Source organism: Paenibacillus sp. T2-29 (assembly GCF_052921365.1).
Map to the genome: position 1 here is coordinate 181,319 of NZ_JBREVE010000003.1, position 20,090 is coordinate 201,408.

At 45.1% G+C, this 20,090-nt stretch carries 20 protein-coding genes and 1 other RNA gene; 13 read left to right on the plus strand and 8 right to left on the minus strand.

What is annotated here, in order from left to right:
• Window positions 1-93: 93 nt before the first annotated feature.
• The 3 genes from ACU1JV_RS10415 to ACU1JV_RS10425 all read left to right on the plus strand — a co-directional run bounded on the left by ACU1JV_RS10415 (window position 94) and on the right by ACU1JV_RS10425 (window position 2,495).
• On the plus strand, window positions 94-1,173 hold the full coding sequence (locus tag ACU1JV_RS10415; RefSeq protein ID WP_014599633.1) for a tetraprenyl-beta-curcumene synthase family protein: 1,080 nt from the start codon (window positions 94-96) through the stop codon (window positions 1,171-1,173).
• Window positions 1,174-1,196: 23 nt separating this feature from the next.
• The gene (gene pfkA / locus ACU1JV_RS10420; RefSeq protein WP_013370486.1) at window positions 1,197-2,168 is read left to right on the plus strand and encodes a 6-phosphofructokinase; all 972 of its coding nucleotides are present in this window, start codon (window positions 1,197-1,199) and stop codon (window positions 2,166-2,168) included.
• 117 nt (window positions 2,169-2,285) lie between these two features.
• Window positions 2,286-2,495, plus strand: coding sequence for a DUF3906 family protein (locus ACU1JV_RS10425; protein ID WP_413985916.1), 210 nt, complete (start codon window positions 2,286-2,288; stop codon window positions 2,493-2,495).
• Here ACU1JV_RS10425 and ACU1JV_RS10430 read toward each other — a convergent pair.
• The 4 genes from ACU1JV_RS10430 to ACU1JV_RS10445 all read right to left on the minus strand — a co-directional run bounded on the left by ACU1JV_RS10430 (window position 2,492) and on the right by ACU1JV_RS10445 (window position 6,633).
• Window positions 2,492-3,862 carry an MATE family efflux transporter gene (locus ACU1JV_RS10430; protein WP_413985917.1) on the minus strand — a complete coding sequence of 457 codons (1,371 nt, stop codon included), beginning with the start codon at window positions 3,860-3,862 and terminating at the stop codon, window positions 2,492-2,494. The genes ACU1JV_RS10425 and ACU1JV_RS10430 overlap by 4 nt on opposite strands.
• Window positions 3,863-4,053: 191 nt before the next feature.
• Window positions 4,054-5,232, minus strand: coding sequence for a putative glycoside hydrolase (locus tag ACU1JV_RS10435; protein ID WP_413985918.1), 1,179 nt, complete (start codon window positions 5,230-5,232; stop codon window positions 4,054-4,056).
• Window positions 5,233-5,450: 218 nt separating this feature from the next.
• Entirely contained in the window at window positions 5,451-5,639 is a 189-nt protein-coding gene (locus ACU1JV_RS10440; RefSeq protein ID WP_014599634.1) for a hypothetical protein, read from the minus strand.
• A 172-nt stretch (window positions 5,640-5,811) separates the two neighbouring features.
• Window positions 5,812-6,633, minus strand: coding sequence for a YitT family protein (locus ACU1JV_RS10445; RefSeq protein ID WP_264217339.1), 822 nt, complete (start codon window positions 6,631-6,633; stop codon window positions 5,812-5,814).
• A 326-nt stretch (window positions 6,634-6,959) separates the two neighbouring features.
• Between ACU1JV_RS10445 and ACU1JV_RS10450 the strand changes: the two genes are divergently transcribed.
• The 4 genes from ACU1JV_RS10450 (at window position 6,960) to ACU1JV_RS10465 (ending at window position 10,378) form a co-directional block, all read left to right on the plus strand.
• The gene (locus tag ACU1JV_RS10450) at window positions 6,960-8,537 is read left to right on the plus strand and encodes a DEAD/DEAH box helicase (protein ID WP_013370492.1); all 1,578 of its coding nucleotides are present in this window, start codon (window positions 6,960-6,962) and stop codon (window positions 8,535-8,537) included.
• Window positions 8,538-8,754: 217 nt separating this feature from the next.
• Window positions 8,755-9,516: a YesL family protein gene (locus ACU1JV_RS10455; RefSeq protein ID WP_013370493.1), complete on the plus strand. Its 762-nt coding sequence runs from the start codon at window positions 8,755-8,757 to the stop codon at window positions 9,514-9,516.
• Between the two features lie 58 nt (window positions 9,517-9,574).
• Window positions 9,575-9,769: non-coding RNA, 6S RNA (gene ssrS / locus ACU1JV_RS10460), on the plus strand.
• 216 nt (window positions 9,770-9,985) lie between these two features.
• Entirely contained in the window at window positions 9,986-10,378 is a 393-nt protein-coding gene (locus tag ACU1JV_RS10465; RefSeq protein ID WP_025676970.1) for a DUF1499 domain-containing protein, read from the plus strand.
• A 94-nt stretch (window positions 10,379-10,472) separates the two neighbouring features.
• On the opposite strand, the gene tpx is transcribed toward ACU1JV_RS10465, so the two are convergent.
• The gene (gene tpx / locus ACU1JV_RS10470; RefSeq protein ID WP_013370495.1) at window positions 10,473-10,991 is read right to left on the minus strand and encodes a thiol peroxidase; all 519 of its coding nucleotides are present in this window, start codon (window positions 10,989-10,991) and stop codon (window positions 10,473-10,475) included.
• A 121-nt stretch (window positions 10,992-11,112) separates the two neighbouring features.
• Here tpx and ACU1JV_RS10475 point away from each other — a divergent pair, with 121 nt between their 5' ends.
• Together ACU1JV_RS10475 and ACU1JV_RS10480 are read left to right on the plus strand one after the other, a co-directional pair.
• A complete protein-coding gene (locus ACU1JV_RS10475; protein ID WP_013370496.1) occupies window positions 11,113-11,736 on the plus strand; it encodes a rhomboid family intramembrane serine protease in 624 nt (207 codons plus the stop codon).
• A 98-nt stretch (window positions 11,737-11,834) separates the two neighbouring features.
• Window positions 11,835-12,764 carry a LysR family transcriptional regulator gene (locus ACU1JV_RS10480; protein WP_043886096.1) on the plus strand — a complete coding sequence of 310 codons (930 nt, stop codon included), beginning with the start codon at window positions 11,835-11,837 and terminating at the stop codon, window positions 12,762-12,764.
• Window positions 12,765-12,859: 95 nt separating this feature from the next.
• On the opposite strand, the gene ACU1JV_RS10485 is transcribed toward ACU1JV_RS10480, so the two are convergent.
• Both ACU1JV_RS10485 and ACU1JV_RS10490 read right to left on the minus strand, forming a co-directional pair.
• On the minus strand, window positions 12,860-13,531 hold the full coding sequence (locus tag ACU1JV_RS10485; RefSeq protein ID WP_025676967.1) for a zinc metallopeptidase: 672 nt from the start codon (window positions 13,529-13,531) through the stop codon (window positions 12,860-12,862).
• Window positions 13,532-13,573: 42 nt separating this feature from the next.
• The gene (locus tag ACU1JV_RS10490) at window positions 13,574-14,005 is read right to left on the minus strand and encodes a MerR family transcriptional regulator (protein ID WP_043886097.1); all 432 of its coding nucleotides are present in this window, start codon (window positions 14,003-14,005) and stop codon (window positions 13,574-13,576) included.
• Window positions 14,006-14,297: 292 nt separating this feature from the next.
• On the opposite strand from ACU1JV_RS10490, the gene ACU1JV_RS10495 reads away from it, so the two are divergent.
• The 4 genes from ACU1JV_RS10495 to ACU1JV_RS10510 all read left to right on the plus strand — a co-directional run bounded on the left by ACU1JV_RS10495 (window position 14,298) and on the right by ACU1JV_RS10510 (window position 18,372).
• Entirely contained in the window at window positions 14,298-15,701 is a 1,404-nt protein-coding gene (locus ACU1JV_RS10495; RefSeq protein WP_013370500.1) for an ammonium transporter, read from the plus strand.
• A gap of 48 nt (window positions 15,702-15,749) precedes the next feature.
• Window positions 15,750-16,832, plus strand: a complete 1,083-nt coding sequence (locus ACU1JV_RS10500) for a DUF294 nucleotidyltransferase-like domain-containing protein (protein ID WP_019686910.1) — start codon at window positions 15,750-15,752, stop codon at window positions 16,830-16,832.
• On the plus strand, window positions 16,829-17,566 hold the full coding sequence (locus ACU1JV_RS10505) for an exonuclease domain-containing protein (protein WP_019686911.1): 738 nt from the start codon (window positions 16,829-16,831) through the stop codon (window positions 17,564-17,566). Before ACU1JV_RS10500 ends, ACU1JV_RS10505 begins: the two co-directional genes overlap by 4 nt.
• A 173-nt stretch (window positions 17,567-17,739) precedes the next feature.
• The gene (locus ACU1JV_RS10510) at window positions 17,740-18,372 is read left to right on the plus strand and encodes a TlpA family protein disulfide reductase (RefSeq protein ID WP_434954374.1); all 633 of its coding nucleotides are present in this window, start codon (window positions 17,740-17,742) and stop codon (window positions 18,370-18,372) included.
• Window positions 18,373-18,429: 57 nt separating this feature from the next.
• Here ACU1JV_RS10510 and cimA read toward each other — a convergent pair whose 3' ends face one another.
• Window positions 18,430-20,046, minus strand: a complete 1,617-nt coding sequence (gene cimA, locus ACU1JV_RS10515) for a citramalate synthase (RefSeq protein ID WP_337682333.1) — start codon at window positions 20,044-20,046, stop codon at window positions 18,430-18,432.
• Between the last annotated feature and the right edge of the window lie 44 nt (window positions 20,047-20,090).

Consider the following 20,090-nt stretch of genomic DNA (forward strand, 5'->3'; position numbering starts at 1 on the left):
GTTGTTCATTTGTGCTAAAAGGTCGATCATATTATAATGAATATGGTTTGGATAGGTATAATTACGTAGACAACAATGTGGAGGCACCGTCATTTGAGTTATGTTGAGCAAGGACGTTATCAAGTACCGAGAGGCCCCATAGGTCTAATGAGCCGAATGTACAAGCATATTCTCCCTGAAACGAAACAAGAATTGAGTAACTGGAAGAGCAAGGCCGAACAGATTCCGGACCCTGAGCTGAGAAGCCAGGCGCTTGCGAGCATAGCAGAGAAGACGTTTCACTGCGTGGGGGGAGCGGTTTATGCTGCAGCCAATATGTCTGACCGGCAGACGCTAATTCCGTTGATTGTGGCGTACCAGACGATTAGCGATTATCTGGACAACCTGTGTGATCGCAGTACGTCGATGGACCCGGATGATTTTAGGTTGCTGCATCAGTCTATGCTGGATGCGGTTAATCCGGCGGCTAGGCCAGTGAATTATTATGAGTTGCGTCGTGAGCAGGAGGATGGCGGTTATTTGACCGGGCTGGTGACAACCTGTCAGTCTTGTGTAAGCAGGCTTCCGGGCTATGAGGCGGCAATGCCTTACGTTCAGGATTTGGCGCGATTATACACGGATTTGCAAGTATACAAGCATATTAAACCCGAGCTGCGGGAACAAGCGCTTTTGGACTGGTGGTCGATTCATAAGGACCGTACACCCGAGCTGCGCTGGAACGAGTTTGCTGCGGCTACTGGCTCAACCCTGGGGGTCTTTATGCTGTTTCTTGCTGCCAGCGACCGGCATCTCACAGATGCGGGGGCTGCCTCAATACATGCATCGTATTTTCCACATGTGTGCAGTCTTCATATTTTGCTGGATTATCTAATCGATCAAGACGAAGACCGGAAGGGCGGAGATCTTAACTTTTGCAATTATTATGAAGATGCCGACATGATGCTGGACCGGATCGCCTACGTTGTGAATCGGGCGCGGGCTGATATTGCAGATGTCCCTGCCAGCTCCTTTCACCGGATGATTATCGAGGGATTGCTGGCTTTATATTTATCCGACCCTAAAGTTAGTGAGCAGCAGGATGTTCGCGCTGTTTCGAGACGTTTAATGAAAAATAGTCCGCTCATGCGTTTGTTTTTCTTATTAAACAGTCGATGGATAAGAAGGCTTATATGATTATTTTGAGGAGGTCATAAATCATGACAGCAGTTAAGAAAATTGCAGTATTAACAAGTGGTGGAGATTCACAAGGGATGAACGCGGCAGTTCGCGCCGTTGTGCGTAGCGGATTGTATTTCGGACTGGAAGTATTCGGGATCCAACGCGGATATCAAGGTCTTTTGAACGACGATATTTTTCCAATGGACCTGAGAAGCGTCGGAGATATTATCCAACGTGGGGGTACTGTACTTCAATCTGCAAGATGCCTGGAATTTACGACTGAAGAAGGCCAGAAACGTGGCGCTGAAATTTTGCGTAATCGTGGAATTGACGGCGTAGTCGTAATTGGTGGCGACGGTTCTTACCAAGGAGCTAACAAGCTGACCAAGCAAGGCATTAAAACCATGTGTCTTCCAGGAACGATTGACAATGATATTTCCTTCACAGACTACACTATTGGTTTTGATACTGCGGTTAGTATTGTAGTGGACGCAATCAACAAGCTGCGTGATACGATGTCTTCCCATGAACGTTCTTCCATCGTGGAAGTTATGGGACGTCATTGTGGCGATATTGCTCTCCATGCAGGTCTGGCTTCCGGTGCAGAAACGATCTTGGTACCTGAGGTGGAATTTGATCTGAATGAAGTATCCGATCGGATGAAACAAAACTTCAAACATGGTAAACGCCACAGTATCATTATCGTTGCTGAGGGTGTAGGCAAAGGTGAAACAGTAGCAAAAGTAATCCAAGAAAATTGTCCGGATTATGAGCCTCGGGTTACAGTGCTTGGACACATTCAACGTGGAGGTACACCAACTGCGTTTGACCGTAACCTCGCAAGCCGTTTGGGTGACTTTGCTGTTCGTCAATTGATTGAGGGTGTATCTGACAAAGCTTGCGGAACGATCGATGGTAAGCTGGTAGCTACAGATATTGACAAGGTTGTAAATACCAAAAAAGATTTCAACATGGAGCTTTATGAGTTGGCTCTGCGTTTGTCCCAATAATAAGAACCTTTACCTTTAGTAGATCGGTTCTGACATGGGGAAAAATTAAAATTATGCGGATGACCTGAGTCATCCGCTATTTTTTTAGCATTGAATAGGGCCAGGAGGTAATCGTACATGTATTTATTCAAAATGGAAGTGGACAGCTCGGAAGGAGCTCTGACCGTCATTCTTGCTGCTGAGAATGAAGAACAGGCATTTGAGGAAATGGATCAACATGTGGAGAGGCACTTTTTATATCCCCCCAAGCTAAAGGAAGTGGCTATCGTAGAGAAAAAACGAATAACTGCTGGTACAGCATATGTCATCGAGACACGAAAAGACTAATTAGTCTCTGCGTGTTGTTTTTGTTGTGCAAAACGATGCTGCACTCTTACCAAACGCCAGAGAAGTAAAATAGCACCTACGGCCAGACCTGTTATCAAGCCAATCCAATAGCCGTAAGGCCCCCATGTGGTCCAGCGTGCGAGTATATACCCTACAGGAAGCCCAATAACCCAATAGGACAGGAAGGTGAGTAAAAACGCCGGATTGACATCTTTATACCCACGTAGCGCACCTTGTGTTGGTGTAGCGACAGCATCAGAGATCTGAAAGAAAATCGCATAGATTAAAAAATGCTGGGCTAATTGAATGACCTGCAGGTCGGTAGAGTAAAGCCGAGCGACCTGTTCACCCCAGATGAGCAGTACAATAGCTGTAATTAAGGATAGACCTACTGCGCTGCTAATGCCCATTACACTATAAGTTTTGGCATCTCGTGGACGGGCAGCTCCTGTTTCAAAGCCGACCAGAATCGTAAGTGCCATGCAAATACTGAGTGGAATCATATACAGCGTAGATGCAAAGTTCATGGCTGCCTGATGAGCGGCTATGGTAGCTGTGTTATAGCTGCTTATGAAGAGCGTGACAGCTGAAAAGACGGCAGTCTCAAAAAATATAGCAAATCCAATAGGTACCCCGATCTTGATAAGCTCTTTTAAAGCACTGGCCGCAATCCCGTATATTTTGCTAAAGATTCGGTATTCGGCAAATATTTTTCCCCGATGCGCAGTAATACCAGCGACCAGCATAATAATCCAGTAGGTGGTAGCTGTTGCTACCCCGGAGCCTACACCCCCCAAACGCGGAAAACCCCAGTTACCATAAATAAGTAGATAGTTCAATAAAACATTGATGGGCAATGACATGAGCGTGATTAACATCGTAAAACGGGTTTGTCCCAATGCATCCATAAAGCTGCGAAGCACGGTATAGGCAAATAGAGGAACAACACCGAAGGCCATCGCACAAAGGTAGTACAGAGCCACATTATGAACTCTCAATTCCAGATTCATACTGTTTAATATAGGCTTTACCAAAATGATCCCGGCTATCAAGACGACGATGGATAGGGCGAGAGATAGCCAAAGAGCCTGAATGACATAGTAGGAGACCTTATCTTTACGCTGTGCTCCTAGCAATTGGGATACAATAGGGGTAATAGCCATAAGTATCCCATTAAGGCCTGTTTGTACAGGAACCCACAGGCTTACTCCGATAGCTACTCCAGCCAGATCAGCAGGGGAAAAGTGCCCCGACATATTCGTATCAAAAAAAGTCATGGCAGATAGTGCAAGCTGGGTAATCAGAATAGGAAGCAAAATGTAAAAAAGCTGCTTCCATTTCTGACCCATTGTTAGAGTCAATTGCATTTTTGTTTTCCTCATTTACTTGGGTTTATTATTTGTATATATCATAACATGTAAATTTTATTGTAAGGGATACTACAACAATTGAACAGCAATAAAAAAGACTGCATCCGTTCGTCAAACAACGGGGCAGTCTTCGATATATTTGATATAAGTTCTAAAATTCTTATACAAAAAGAAGTCCAGAGAAATAATTATTTATAAGTTACTCCGCTTGTATAACGGTTAGTGGCATTCCAGAGTAAATATTCGTCCACCTTCATGTCCTTAAGCGCGCGAATTTGGTCCTCGACTTGTGTTTTCCCATATTTGGCATAATGTCCGCTTCCTAACCAACTTGCGGTAAAATCCTGAATCCAAGGGCGAATAATTGGCTTTAGCTTGCCTGTAGGATTGAGTTTTTTGTGCGTATCGGCCATGGAGCCTTTGATCGTCTGGTAGGGGTTTTTATCGGGGTCCTTTACACCGAACCAGCCTGTTGTGTAGTGACTTGGATAAACCATCGGTGAAATGACATCCACATTTTCAGAGATTTTAGTGAAATCCTGTCCGATTCCCTCGGCAGCAGGAACGGATGCGGCATATCCGAAAATATCTACCGATACCCTCACACCTAGTGGAGCAAGCTCTTTGCGGGCATATTGTACGAATTCAGCGACCGTATCCGAGCGGGATTGGTCTGATTTGGTATATTTCAGTTTGTCTGCTCTTTTTTCAAAGCCCTCAGGGAAACGTACATAGTCAAATTGGATTTCCTTAAAACCGAGTTTTGCTGCTTCCTTGGCAATGGCGATATTATAATCCCATACTTCTTTATTATAGGGATTGACGAACCCATCTCCCTTGCCGTTTTTCCAAACAGAGCCGTCAGCATTGCGGAAGGACAACTCAGGATTTTTGTTGGCCAGTACCGTATCTTTAAATACAACAATACGAGCAATCGGATAAATATTATGTTTTTTCAAACGGTCCATCAAGCCGGAAATATCCTTAATGAATTTTTGTGGCTTGCCCAATTTCAGAAGCTCGGGGTTGGTCGTTGGATAAGTGATGTAACCTGCATCGTCCTTAATATCGATAACCATCGAATTGAGCTCTGTCTTGTCCAGCAATTCGAGTAGCTGGGTCATACGTGAACCGCCTGCACTATAGGCTGTGACATAGATGCCTTTAATCGCTGGCGTGGTCGGCTGTGGGTCAATTTTAACCGGCGGATTGGAGGCATCTACCTTTAAATTACTGTGTTGTGCCTGGATCATGGCGCTGCTGATTGTCGTTGCCACCGTATCTTTTACATTTGGAGCGTTGGCTGACGGGTCCCCGTTTCCGCCTATTCCCATTGCCAATAGCATAATTGCCCAAATCATATTCATTTCCTAACTCTCTCCCTTATGTATGGCGCTTACCTGATTATACGTAAAGTTATGGATGGAAAAAACAACACGCTTGTAACCAATACTGGCATCATCAGGCATAGTCTTACATGATTAACCTAACTATCGCTCGATGAATCCGTAAATATGCATAAATAATGCCGCTCTCTTCACGGTTGTGGATACAACCGGAAGAAGCGGCATTTGGCAAAAAAGATTTATTGAAGATAGTTATTGTCTTGGTGCTCACAAATACTGTACTGAATAATTTCAAGCGCATCCGTTGGCTTGAGTATGGACAACCCGTCTCGAAGCACAATCATCGAGTTTAGCTCATTCTTTTTGAGAGAAGGGAGCATTTCCGGGTACCATCTTAAGACAATGTCGGACAGTTTTACCGTTTCCATTTCCACAAAAATCACCCTTTCCTGCTCGGAATCATTCCAAAAGAATCATTCAATACGATTCGGAAAAGCAAAGTGCCTGTGAAATAGCAGGTAAAGCTGGTCTTTATATACTATGGGAACAGCGCACATATAGTGTACCACAAAAGCTTCATTTTGACACTTGGGTTTGTGCTTATCTTCGGCGAAATGAACCCATTACTCCAACCGTTTCCACAATATTGACAAAAGCAGAAGGGTCTACTTCCTTAATGATACGTTTTAATTCAACAAGCTCGTAGCGTGTCGTAACAGTCATCAGCATGTCCTTTTCAGTATGTGAAAATGCACCTTCAATTTTTATTTTGCTGACACCTCGTGGCGTGGTCAACATCCGGCTAAGTAGCTTGTCAGTGTGCTCTGTAATGATGTAAACGGTGATCTTCGTATGACTCACGTAGATTTGATCCAACACTTTTCCAGTCACAAAAATGGATAACATGGAAGCCAGTGCAATATTCCAATCATCGTTCAAATATCCTGCTGCGAGAATGACCATTCCATTCAAGCCTACAAGTACAGTTCCGACAGGGAAGTCCCGATAAGTGGTAACGATGGAACCGATAATGTCAAAACCGCCTGTAGACCCTCCTACCCGAAAGGAAATTCCCGCTCCAATGCCTACCATGACCCCTCCAAAGACAGAGGCCAACAGGGGATCAGACACAACAGAATGTACGGGTACCCAGGCCAAAATCCACGTGGTAACGATAACCGATAGAATGCTCAGACTAATAAAACGCTTGCCTAAAATAAACCAGCCTGCAATCAGCATCGGGATATTAATGATAAAATACATGGTGCTGATATCGAATTTTGTGAAATAGCCAATTAGCATGGAAAGTCCGGCTACTCCCCCGCTCAGCAAGTGATGTGGGACGAGAAACAGATTAAAACCGCATGCTATGGCAGCGGCTCCAAGAATAACAGTTAAGCAGTTTAACACTATTTTTAACAACTTTTTTTCACCTCATTTTAATTATACAGAAAGCAACTTACTGGTATTCATGAATTGTTCTGTGCTATAATGCGATGTGGATATTCTTGAGTAGGGACCTATGTCCAGAGAAACACTTAAAATTTAAACTGTTTTAAAAAGGGTAAATTCGTTTAAGATGTATCGGATAGGGTTCCCCGAATTCATTACAAAAAGATGCAGTTATAGAGTTAAATAAACTGTCACTGTATTGGGGAAAACTTATACAATAATATCGCTACTTAAGAATACAGACAACATTGTGGATTGTCCACCACATCCACCATTATGAAGGAGTTTGAATAAATTTGACGACATTTGCAGAATTTGATCTTGAACCGAAGGTAATTCAGGCGATTACGGAGCTGGGGTTCGAAGAAGCAACACCTATTCAATCCAAATCCATCCCGATTGCATTGCAAGGGAAAGACATGATTGGTCAAGCCCAAACAGGTACTGGTAAAACTGCTGCGTTTGGTATTCCGATGATCAATAAAATTTCTAAAAACGATGAAAAAATCAGAGCCCTGATTATGGCCCCAACACGTGAGCTTGCTATTCAAGTGGCTGAAGAAATCGAAAAACTCTCCCGCTTTAAAGGTCTTCGCACTTTGCCGATCTATGGTGGACAAGATATCGTACGCCAGATTCGCGCTTTGAAAAAGAAACCTCAAATTATTATTGGTACACCAGGACGTTTGCTCGATCACATTAATCGTAAAACCATTAAGCTAGAAGACGTAAACACCGTTGTTTTGGATGAAGCAGATGAAATGCTGGATATGGGCTTCATGGAAGATATTCAGTCCATTCTGAAGCAGGTTCCGGACGAGCGTCAAACGATGCTGTTCTCGGCTACAATGCCTCCTAACATTAAAAGATTGGCTGAGCAATTCCTTAAAGATCCTGAGCATGTATCCGTTATTCCTAAACAAGTTAGCGCTCCGCTGATTGATCAGGCCTATATTGAAGTTCCTGAGCGTCAAAAATTCGAAGCATTAAGCCGTTTGATCGATATGGAATCCCCAGAACTTGCTATCGTATTCGGTCGCACTAAGCGCCGGGTAGACGAGCTGGCTGAAGCTCTGCAAAAACGTGGTTATTCCGCAGATGGTTTGCATGGTGACTTGTCTCAAAACCAACGTGATGCTGTTATGCGTAAATTCCGTGACGGAAGTATTGACGTGCTCGTAGCGACTGACGTTGCTGCCCGTGGTTTGGACGTTTCCGGCGTAACTCACGTTGTGAACTTTGACCTCCCGCAAGATCCGGAGAGCTATGTTCACCGTATCGGACGTACTGGACGTGCAGGTAAAGAAGGGGAAGCTTGGTCATTCGTAACGCCTCGTGAAATTGACCATTTGCACTTCATTGAACGTGTAACCCGTCACCGCATTCCACGTAAGCCTCTTCCAACGTTGGCAGAAGCTCTGGAAGGCAAACAACGTATCATCGCAGAACGTCTTCTAGAAGTTGTAGAAAAAGGCGAGCTGAACGAGTACAAAGGTTTGGCTATTCAAATGCTGGAGCAATATGACTCTGTTCAACTCCTCTCCGCAGCTCTGAAGCTGATGACTGGTGAGAAGAGAGAGGCATCTATTGAGTTGACTCCAGAAGATCCGATCCGTGCAAAACGTCGTAAACCTGACGTGCGTTCTGGCGGACGCAAGCCTTCCAACTATAGTGGACGTAGCAACGGTGGGTATAATTCCAACCGTGGCGGTAGCGGCAGTAAAGGTGGATACGGTGGTTACAACCGTGGCAAAGAAGGCGGTGGCTACAACCGTGATTCCGGAAGCCGCTATAGTGGAGATCGCAAACCACGCCCGAGCAGCAATGGCGAAACTCGCCGTCCTGCAAGACGTGAAGATTCCTCTTCTGAATAATAAGAAATAAATGAATAAAAAGTCGAAGCTAATGTTAGCTTCGGCTTTTTTTGATCAGTATGTATGAAATTTATGGGATCAGCTTTAATGGACCACGTATGGATTTCACTGGCGCTTTAGGGCTGAAATACGGTATGATATAGTCAAGAGCCGGAATTAACAGGCATAGCAACATAAGTCTTGGAACTGCCAAGGCTTGCGGAGGGAGAGACTAACATTGGAATTTAAAGGAGCTATGGGGGGGATTTACCGCCTAACCGAGTGGATTACCCGGCTGGCGGCTAGCAATTTGTTGTGGGTGTTATGTTCATCGCCTTTTGTATTCTGCCTCATACTGAAATTACTTGTTATGAATCAGAATTTGGCGAATGAATCGTTACAAATGAACTGGGCGATGGCGATTTTGGCACCGCTTACTTTATTTCCAGCAACATCGGCTTTGTTCGCAGTGGTTCGCAAATGGGTGATGGGCGATACCGATACAGGCGTGTTTCGTACCTTCTTTAAAGGATATAAAGAGAACTATAAGCAGAGTCTGATTGGGGGTATCTTTTACACGCTATTGTTTGTCGTTATGTATGTGGATTACACTGTATATATGACACAGCTCAGCAACTTGCAAATCGTGGGCGTCATCATGCTGATCCTCATTATTATTTTGCTTGTGTCTATGTTTAACTTCTTTTCGATGGTAGTTCACTATCATATGTCTACCGGACAAATTATTAAGAATGCAGTTTTATTGACGCTGATTCGACCATTCCGTGTATTTTCCACCATGCTCGGCAGCGCCGTTGTTATATACATTGGAGTTAAATATCCCGTGCTTTTCTTATTTTTCATCGGCAGTGTAGTTGCCTGGTTCGCTTTTTTTAATTTTTACGGAACCTTCCTCAAAATGCAGGATCAAATGGAGAAGATGAAACAGAAAGACGAGGAAAAGGCAAGCATGGAAGACAAAAAAAGTGATAACCTCTAAAAATAAAACATATTTCTCCTAGCATTTACTTTTTGAGTGAGAAGCGCTATAATAAGGTCACATCCTGCGATGCACGTTACGGTCATTTGTTGTTTTGAACCAATGACAATGTCTAGGGAGATCTATACGAATGAATAGCTGAAAAGCCCTGTCAATTGCTGACAAGGGGACTTCAAAAGTTTATTCTGCGGTCACCCACCTGCTAAAGCAGGTTCAGAAGACGCTTTGGTCGGACGGCATCGGCGGGTACTCCATAATGTAATGAACACACTCTGGTACTGCTTATGCAGAAACAGGGTGTTTTTTGTATGCAACAATGTTAAACTAAGACATGAGGTACTAAGGTCGCATACCAAAGGCATGATCGGACTCATTTTCGGTTGTTTATCGTATTTTATAAAGCGCTTGCAGCAGAGGAAGCCGATGTGTCGTATGATTAGGTAGCGATTATCGTGAAGGAGGAAATGTCTTGTCGTTGAAGAGGACTCTGGTAGGGATTGTGCGCAGCCAAGAAGGTACAAGCGACCGGGTCAAGGACCCCCAAATGAAGACACGCTATTATAACTTATCGAGAGACAAGGCTTGGGAAGAAGTATCATCTATCATGAAAAAGATTCCTGGCTACAAGGTACTCCATGAGGTAGCATCCGTAGGTGAGATTACGTTGGAGAAGCGAACGGCGTTCGGCAGAACCGTCGACATTACCGTTTCAATTTTATCTGTCTCGCCAGTTCGAAGTGCGGTGGATATTTATTCTGCTTCACGCGGATCGTTAGGGGACTTGGGTGCGAATTACCGCATTATTTTGCAACTGTTCGCTATGATCGACAAGAAGCTGTCCGCTTATAAGGTCGTACAGTAATAGCAGGTTGTATGGGAGTAGTGATGTGGTAGACAAACATCAAAAAAGCGAGGAAGGCCATCCTTCACTCGCTTTTTTAATATTCGATCTTGATTTAGACGAGTTTTTTTACGGCTGCGATCGCCTGGTCATAGTCAGGATGCTCGGCCATCTCGCTCAAGTATTCTACGTAAGCGATTTTGTCATTTTGATCAATGACAAAAATAGCTCTATGATCCAAATGGAATTCCTTAATGAATACACCATAAGCTTCACCAAAGGAATGATCCTTATAGTCGGACAGTGTCAATACGCGATCGATACCAGCCGCACCGCACCAACGAGCTTGGGCGAAAGGCAGATCCACGCTAACCGTCAGGACCACAACTTGGTCCCCCAAGGAATCTGCTTCCTGGTTGAAACGTCGAGTCTGTGCGTCACACACGCCTGTATCTAGAGAAGGGACAACGCTAATCAGTTTGACTTTACCTGCAAAGTCTTGAAGCGTAGCTGCTTCCAATAAGTCTTTCTGTAATTTGAAATCAGGCGCCTGATCTCCAATTTTCAGTTCAGGACCTATGAGAGTCAAAGGATTGCCTTTAAAAGTAGCAACTCCTGTACGTTCTTGTGCCATATGTAATAGCCTCCTTTGGTTTTTGGCATTGGTTATCGTTGCCGAAATCTATTATAATCTTTTATAAAAGACATTGTCCAATTTGAATAAGGTGGAGACACCCCATGAAGGAAGGATTGCCTTGATTTTTTTACGTTATGAGAACTGGAAAAGTTATTTGCGGTTTTACCCGGTAACCTGTCTGATTTTGCTTATCAATATTGTGATGTTTATTGTACTGACCGTGCAAGGTGGATCAGAAAATAGTTTGACGCTGATCCGGTATGGGGCTTTGATTAATGAGGCGCCATTCACTGACCAGCTGTGGCGGTATGTGTCAGCTATGTTTTTACATGCAGGGTTTGATCATCTTCTGTTTAATTCCTTTGCAATACTTGTATTCGCTCCTCCGCTGGAGCGTTTGCTCGGGTCCTTACGATATGTGTTGTTGTATCTGGTCACGGGTGTTGTAGGGAACATACTGTCCATTGCGCATTACAACATGGTGGCAGAAACGACAGTCTCTGTAGGAGCCTCAGGAGCGATTTATGGCATCTATGGGGCGTTTCTGTACGTTGCCTTGTTCCAACGTTCCTTGATGGATGATGCTTCGCGCAAAACGCTGTACACGCTGCTTGGGTTTGGTATTCTGTTTTCTTTTGCGGTTGCGAACATTAACTGGACCGCTCACTTTGGGGGCTTGCTCAGTGGGTTCTTCATGTATGGATTATTGATTAGATTGACTGGTCAACGCAAACGTCACTAAAGACAGCTTTATCGTAAGTTATCTGGGTAAGAAAGAGGATGATGTTCGATGAACATCTTCTTTCGTATGTTGAAAAACAGATTGGAGCGAATATCGGAGTGGAATTACGACAGTTGCAATACTTCATGAAAGTAGCGCAAAAAGAACATGTCACTCAGGCAGCTGAGGAGTTGCATGTGGCGCAATCTGCGGTAAGTCGGCAAATTCACCAGCTTGAAGAGGAGCTGGGAGTTAATCTTTTTATGCAAAAGGGTCGCAATCTGCAACTTACGCCAGTGGGACAGCTATTTTGCAAACGGGTGGAAACGATCATAAAAGATCTGGAGCGGGCTGTTTTGGAAGTGCATGAGTTTTTGGACCCTGAGGGGGGCGAAATCCGTATCGGTTTTCCGCACAGTTTGGGGATTCATCTTATTCCTACAGTGGTGGCTGAATTCCGTAAGAGGTATCCCAATGTTAAATTTAGATTTAAACAAGGAATGTACCCGAGTTTAATTCGTGATGTGTTAGCGGGTGAGGTGGATTTGGCTTTTGTATCTCCTTTTCCAGATCGACATGACCATGTCGAGGGGGATGTGGTGTTAACCGAGGAGTTATTTGCGGTTCTCCCACCTAATCACCCTTTGGCTTCAGCTGAACACATCACATTGAGCCAGCTTAAAGGTGAAAAATTCATCTTGTTCAGGGATGGATATTCGTTACGTCCGATTGTCTGGCAGGCCTGCCTGGAGGCTGGATTTACGCCGGATATTGCTTTTGAAGGCGAAGAGACAGATACGATTCGCGGTTTAGTAGCTGCTGGTATGGGGGTTAGTCTTCTGCCTGAAATGGCACTGTTTCAGACTAACCCGCTTCAACCCGCAAGGGTATCGATTGTTGATCCAGAGGTGACGCGAACGATTGGCTTGATTCATCGTAGAGATGACAAACTTCCATTGGTTGCTAAATCGTTCCGAACTTTTTTATTGCAATATTTTGGCCTTCATGGTAACGCTGCTACTTCGAACAAAACGGCAAAAGCAGATTGAGACAATTAAGTATAGTGTATTGGTTTAAGATCAAGAAAAAAGGTTGTTCCTCTACCGTAATTGGTGGAGGAACAACCTTTTTTGCATACAAGTGATTAATCCCGGCTATTAAAGATGCCAATTAGGCGGATCAGTTCCAGCAAGGAAACGAGAGCTGCGGCCACATACGTCAATGCAGCAGCATTCAAAACTTTGGCTACACCACGTTCTTCATCATTACGGATAAATCCTTCAGAAACCATAATTTCCCGGGCGCGATTAGAAGCATTAAACTCAACTGGCAATGTGATTAATTGAAAAGCAACAGTAGCTGAGAAGAAGATAATACCCAAACCGATCAGGTTCGTAAAGCTAAATAAGAAACCAGCAATCAGCAGAAACGGTGCAATCCCGGAAGCAAAGTTTACGATTGGAAAGATCCGGTGGCGAAGTGCCAGCATAGGATAATGCTCTTTATGTTGGATGGCATGACCGACTTCATGGCAAGCCACAGCAACCGCAGAAATGGATTTTTCATAATAAACAGGCTCGGACAAGCGCACCACTCGTTGTATCGGATCATAATGGTCAGATAGCGCGCCGGGTACTGGCTCAATAGGTACATCATGCAAGCCATTACGATCCAGCATGTGCCGAGCTGCATCGTAACCAGTCAGTCCATTTTCATTTGGGACATCAGACCATTTGTTAAACGTACCTTTTACACGGAATTGCGCCCATAAGGATAATCCGAACGCAAGAATAATCAATATATACATACCCATCATAAAGCAACCCTCCATTATTGTTCATACTACTAGCCTGGGTATCTACATCATAGAACTATGCTCCAACAGATACTTCAAAGCCTCAATACAAGCAGCGCTTTGTGGCAACAGACCAGTAAGCAGCTTGCGAGCTTGGACGGGCTTGAGCTGTCCGAGAAGAGGCTGTAGTTCATTGACTTCACGTTCTAGACGCTGCATATGCATTTCTAGACTCGTTAGTTTGTCAGTGACGTGTTCTTCTCCTGCAACCGAGTTCCATTTAATCAGAGTCTGTCTGATTTCCTCAAGGCTATACTTCTCTTGTTTCATTTGGTTAATACGTTCAAGCCTGTTTAACGTTTCACCATTATAAAGGCGATAATTTTTCAATGATCGTTCTTCAGGTGTGATCAAACCGAGTTTAGTGTAATAATCAATCGTTCGTTCGCTGACACCAGCCGCTTTGGCTAGCTCGCCAATTCGATATAGCTTCATATCCCCATCTGTCTTCACCTCGCGCTCTTCGTTCAACCTTCAATATTAGCATTTTAAACCGAGTGTTTATAAAGGATATTTTACATGATCCTCAACCATACAGTCAAACGTTATGCTTTTGTCGGGCTCAAACAAGCTACCTTTATGGTTAGTAAATGTGACATGTCAGGTTTGTAAGCTCATTTTTTTAACATTATAAAAAAAATCTTGTCAACTTTCATGTATTCTGATTATAATGACAATAAGAATTTCACGAAATGTAAAGAAACTTAACATTCGAGGAGTGGTCTTCATGAGAAAAAAGTGGTTAGTTGTATTATTGGCCATGCTGACGGTTCTAGCTTTTCCGGTAGGTGCGTTCGCTGCTGACGGGCCGACAAATATTCAACTTCAAGCTGGGCTAAACACGGCATTTACGTTCTTGGCATTTATACTTGTATTTTTCATGCAAGCGGGATTTGCATTGCTAGAGGCAGGCTCGACACGAATGAAGAACGCGGGTCATGTCGCTGGTAAAACGATTCTCACGACGGGTGTTGCGGCTTTGTCCTTCTGGGCCCTCGGATTTGGATTCGGTTTTGGCAATGACGGCGGTAACGGATTTATGGGACTGACGGGTTTCTTCATGAGTGGGACAGATGCTGCTGCATCGTTTGATACTCTTTCAGGTTTGGATGTTCCGATTACGATTATGTTTTTGTTTCACTTTGCTTTTGCTGCGGTTTCGCTTTCGATCGCATGCGGAGGGATGGCAGAGCGTGCAAAATTAAGTGTATACATTATTTTCGGTATTTTGTTCTCCATCGTGATCTATCCAGTTGTAGCTCACTGGGTATGGGGCGGCGGCTGGCTTGGCAAGTTGGGAATGCAAGATTACGCTGGTTCAACAGTGGTCCATCTGACAGGTGCTACGGCGGCACTCGTCGCTACGCTGCTGCTCAAACCGCGTCTGGGCAAGTTTAATAAAGATGGCAAGCCGAACATTATCCCTGGTCATAATCAGGTGTACTCTATCCTGGGTGTTATTATTCTCTGGTTTGGCTGGTTTGGATTTAACCCAGGTAGTGCTGTTTCTGCTATGAATGACGGATTCTTTGGATATGTAGCCCTGACTACAAATATTGCTGCTGCGGCAGGCGGAGTTTTCGCTTTGCTCGTATCTTGGATGGTATACGGAAAAGCAGATATTCCTGCTATGCTAAACGGTGTGCTGGCAGCCTTGGTTGCCATTACGGGTTCTTGTGCCTTTGTAGCACCTTGGGCGGCATTGGTTATTGGCGCAGTTGCAGGGATCGTCACTTTCTTCACAGCGCAATGGTTTGAGCGTGCGAGAGTAGATGACCCGGTATATGCTTTCTCCGTACATGGTGTTGCGGGGATGTGGGGCGCGGTATCCACAGGGTTTTTCGCTACTCCTGAGCTTGCAAAAATAACAGGTGTAGGTCAAGCGGGTCTGTTCTATGGTGGTGGTTTTACACAATTAGGAGTACAGCTGCTTGGACTGATTGGTACTTTGGCATTCGTATTCGTCATTTCCTTCATTATTCTGGGTGCGATGAAAGCAATTATGGGTATTCGCGTTACGGAAGAGGAAGAAACGATGGGACTCGATATCAGTGAACACGGTACGTACGGCTATCCAGAGCAAATGAAGTTAGTTACCGAAGCTGAAAAGCGTTCTGGAATTGTCAGCTAATATGTAAAATATAAAGAGCCAGTATGGATGAGCGGAGGAGATGGAAGTATGGAACTGCAAAATATGGCCCCTTGGGTGAGTTCCGCCGAAGCGATTGATCATGCAGACACACCTGAGTCTTTAAGGCAGGCCAGGGTCGATTCCCAGAAATGGCTGCTGGCTTCTCAAGCCTCCGCTCCGTTATCAGACTGGTTACGAACGGCGAATGAAATGCATGACCGCATCGCGGCCAGAGCTGTGCAAATGTGCGAAAAAGGGATGGTTGAGGATGGCTTTGGCCCTCCTCCCGTCCCTTACGCATTTATAGCCTTCGGTAGCATGGGGCGCTCGGAATCGACGCTATGGAGTGACCAGGATAACGGTATGATTATCAGTGACCTTGTGTCTGCTGATAAAGAATTGTATTTTAGCGAGTTTGGTCGCAGAGTCTCTGCGATGCTAGAGCATTTGGGATATCCCAAATGCGAGGGGAAAGTGATGTGCTCGGAGCCATTGTGGCGCCATACATTGACTGGATGGCAAGAACAGCTATCAAAATGGTCGGAAGATTTTGCCTGGGAGCCGATTCGATATCTCATTATCTCGTCTGACATGAGACATATCGCAGGCGACGAGCAATTGTCTGTGGAATGGAAGCAAAGCTTTTATAAGTTGTTCCGTAAACAACCCGACCTACCTTCAGCGGTACTTAGGAACACGGTAAGGCATAAAGCGACACTTAATATTTTAGGTCAGATCGTTACCGAGCGGTTCGGTGAGCATGCAGGCGATTTTGATGTGAAATACGGGTTATACATTCCGTTGGTGAACGCCGTCCGTTTTTTGGCATTGCAACATGGTGTAGAGGAAACTTCCACCCTGAAAAGACTCAGGCGTCTCGCATCACTTGAAGCGGCACCGTTGCCTTTACTCGATGCTTGCGAGCGAGCCTTTCGGATCGCACTTCAGCTTCGAATGGCTACTCCAGCGAGGGAGAAGGACGGGTTGCTGATCAGTAATGGCTATCTGGCTGTCAAGCCGTTGAAGCAAGGTAAAGGCTGGCATGAGCTGCGCGAGGCTCTTTCAACAGTACGACGGCTGCATCGTGCGTTGCAAAGGCAGCTGCGATTTATGGAAGGGAGAAGGTCATGAAAGAACCAGCGCAGGGAGGTGGCTTCTGGAGTGCCCTCCGCAGAGGAGGAGTGCCGTCGGCAATCGCATCTGTAATGGGGGCTCCTACGGCTCAGCAGATGGCGTTTATTCGGTCCTTAACGCGGGAACAACGGCGTTCTGAAGTATTGCGTACCCCACTGGAGCGTTTGGAGACGGTAGTTTTTGATCTGGAGACGACGGGGTTTTCGGCACAGCATGGAGATGAGATTTTATCGTTCGGAGCGATTCGGGTAGTCGGGGATGTAATTATGGAAAAAGAGCAGTTTTATACGCTTGTCAATCCGCGGACCGAGATTCCTGAACAGATTACTCGGCTAACTGGGATTACCCGGGAAATGACGGATGGAGCTCCGCCGCTTATGAATGGACTGCATGACTTTATGTCCTTTGTAGGTGGGCGGGTGCTTGTAGCGCATGCTAGCGCTCATGATAAGGCCTTTTTAAATGCTGCGTTATGGAAAACATCTAAAGTTCAGTTAACTCACCGTGTACTAGACACAATGATGCTCGCCAAATGGCTGGAGCCACAGCAACACCAAACCTATAGTTTGGATGAATTGCTGGCCTATCAATCCATTCCGATTGAAGGGCGGCATCATGCGTTAGAGGATGCGAAGATGACGGCTAAGCTTTGGGTGGCGTATGTTCAGGAAATGCTGAAGCGTAATGTGACCAATTTGGCAGATGTGTACGCGCATTTGAGTCATGCCTGATTCAGTACAAGGTATAGTATCTGACATCACATCATAACGGCAAGTTCGCGATTTTCGTGGGTTTGCTGTTTTTTTTGTGTCCTGTTCAGATTTAGAAGGTTAGAGGTGGGAATCGTATGGGCATCCTATGGGGAGGATGAAGGTCATTTAGATGAAAGACAGGTGATAAGACTGTGAAAAGATTTCTTTTCATTAGAGCGATAATTGTGCTGGTTATGGTTGGGTCTTCATGGGGGATTATTGCAAACACAGTTTATTCAGCAAGCCTGCCTGTGGAAAATGCACCACTGGAAGAAAAATATAAAGGTGAGAAAGAGCTTGATGTTGAGAAGAATGTAGGGGCTGAATCAGCAGCAGCAGAGGTAATAAAAAGAATCAAACCTGGGCAACAGCTTCCTTCTATGATTTTAAAGGGGTTAAACGGCAAGTCCTACGATGTAGGGGCTCCGCGGAATAAAGCGATGATCATTAGTTTTTGGGCTTCATGGTGCGATCCGTGCCGATTAGAAGCCCCCATGCTGAATGAATTGTATAGTAAATACAAACATGATGTAGATGTGTATGGCATCAATGTAACTCGCTATGATCGATTGGAGGATGTGCAGAAGTTTTCCCGTTCTTTGAACCTCAAATTCCCCATATTACTGGATGAACAAGGAGCATTTTTTGAACAATTTGGAGGAGTGGCTTTTCCGACTCATGTAACGATTGATGACCATAGACGGGTACGAGAAATTATAATCGGCATGCTCAGTGAACGAGAGTTGGAGTGTAAAATAGAAGCACTTTCAAAAAAAATAAGGTGACTTTGGGGGCTGATATAGACCTCCAATGTCACCTCATTGTCTCATTGTAGTAGTTGATTAGTGGTTAACTAATCCGTGATGAGTAAGCTCAGTTTGTTCATTTTTTGGAGTTGGTGCTTCCAGCAATGCGTAACGGAAGCTGTCCAAGAGAGCTTCCCAGCTAGCTTCAATAACATTTTCGGATACGCCTACGTTACTCCAGACGTCCTCGTAGTTTTTGGACTCAATGAGCACGCGTACCTTGGCGGCAGTGGCGTCTTTTTCGTCGAGCACACGCACCTTGTAGTCAGCCAAATGCATGTCTCGCAAGGCTGGAAAATACTGAGAAAGAGCCTTGCGGAGTGCATTATCAAGCGCGTTGACAGGACCATTTCCTTCAGCTGCGGTATAGACACTTGTCCCTGCAACATTCAGCTTTAAGAATGCCTCGGAGACGACCGATCGCCCCGCTGTTTTTTCCACCAGCACCTTAAAGGATTCAAATGAGAACATTTCCTTCACTTCACCGCCGGCTTCACGAATAAGTAATTCCAGCGAAGCATCCGCGCCTTCAAACTGATAGCCCTGATGCTCAAGTTCCTTGATACGACTAATGACGCCACGTGCCTCATCACTGGACGGATCAAGGGTGATGCCCAGTTCTTGCGCCTTGGATACAACGTTGCTTTGTCCGGCCAGTTCGGAGACCAAGACCCGCTGCTTGTTCCCCACAAGTTCAGGAGCGATGTGCTCATAAGTTCGTGAGTCGCGCAGAATAGCTGACACGTGTATGCCCCCCTTATGGGCAAAAGCAGCATTGCCAACATAAGGCTGGTTGACAGGCAGATTGACGTTGGCGACTTCACTCACAAAGCGAGCTGTATTGTGGAGTTGTTTTAGCTTCTCGGGTTCTAGACAGTCGTAGCCCAGCTTAAGCTGCAAGTTCGGAATGACGGAGCATAGGTTGGCATTACCGCATCGTTCACCATAGCCGTTAATGGTACCTTGGACCTGCCTTGCGCCTGCTTGAATTGCACTGAGTGAGTTGGCTACCGCTAATTCGCAATCATTGTGTGTATGAATGCCCAACTGTGACTTCGTTAGCTGGCTTTGCAGTGTAGTGACAATTTCATGTATTTCATGCGGAAGGGTACCGCCGTTGGTATCACACATCACGAGCCAATCCGCGCCTGCTTCCTCAGCTTTTTTCATAACGGCGAGTGCATACTCGGGGTTGTTTTTATATCCGTCAAAAAAATGCTCGGCATCAAAAATAACCTCCATGCCCCCTTGCTTTAAAAAGGCGATGGAGTCGTAAATCATAGACAGATTTTCCTCCAGCGTTGTCTGTAATGCAGTGTGTACATGAAAATCCCATGATTTACCGACCAGAGTAGCGGCCTGAGCGCCGGATTCCAGAATCCGTTGCAGATTGACATCCTGCGCTGCGATGCTATCTTTGCGGCGCGTACTGCCGAAGGCGACAATCTTTGCCTGAAGGCCTAGTTCTTGTACCCGTTTGAAAAATTCGATATCCTTGCTGTTGCTCCCGGGAATCCCGCCTTCAATATAGTGAACACCGAGATCATCGAGTTTTTTGGCGATTTTCAATTTGTCATCAGCAGACAAGCTAATTCCTTCTCCTTGAGTGCCATCTCGCAGCGTTGTGTCAAAGATAGAAATAGCGGTGGACATGAGGGACTCCTCCTTCGCGGATTGCTCAGATTGGTAATGCTCTG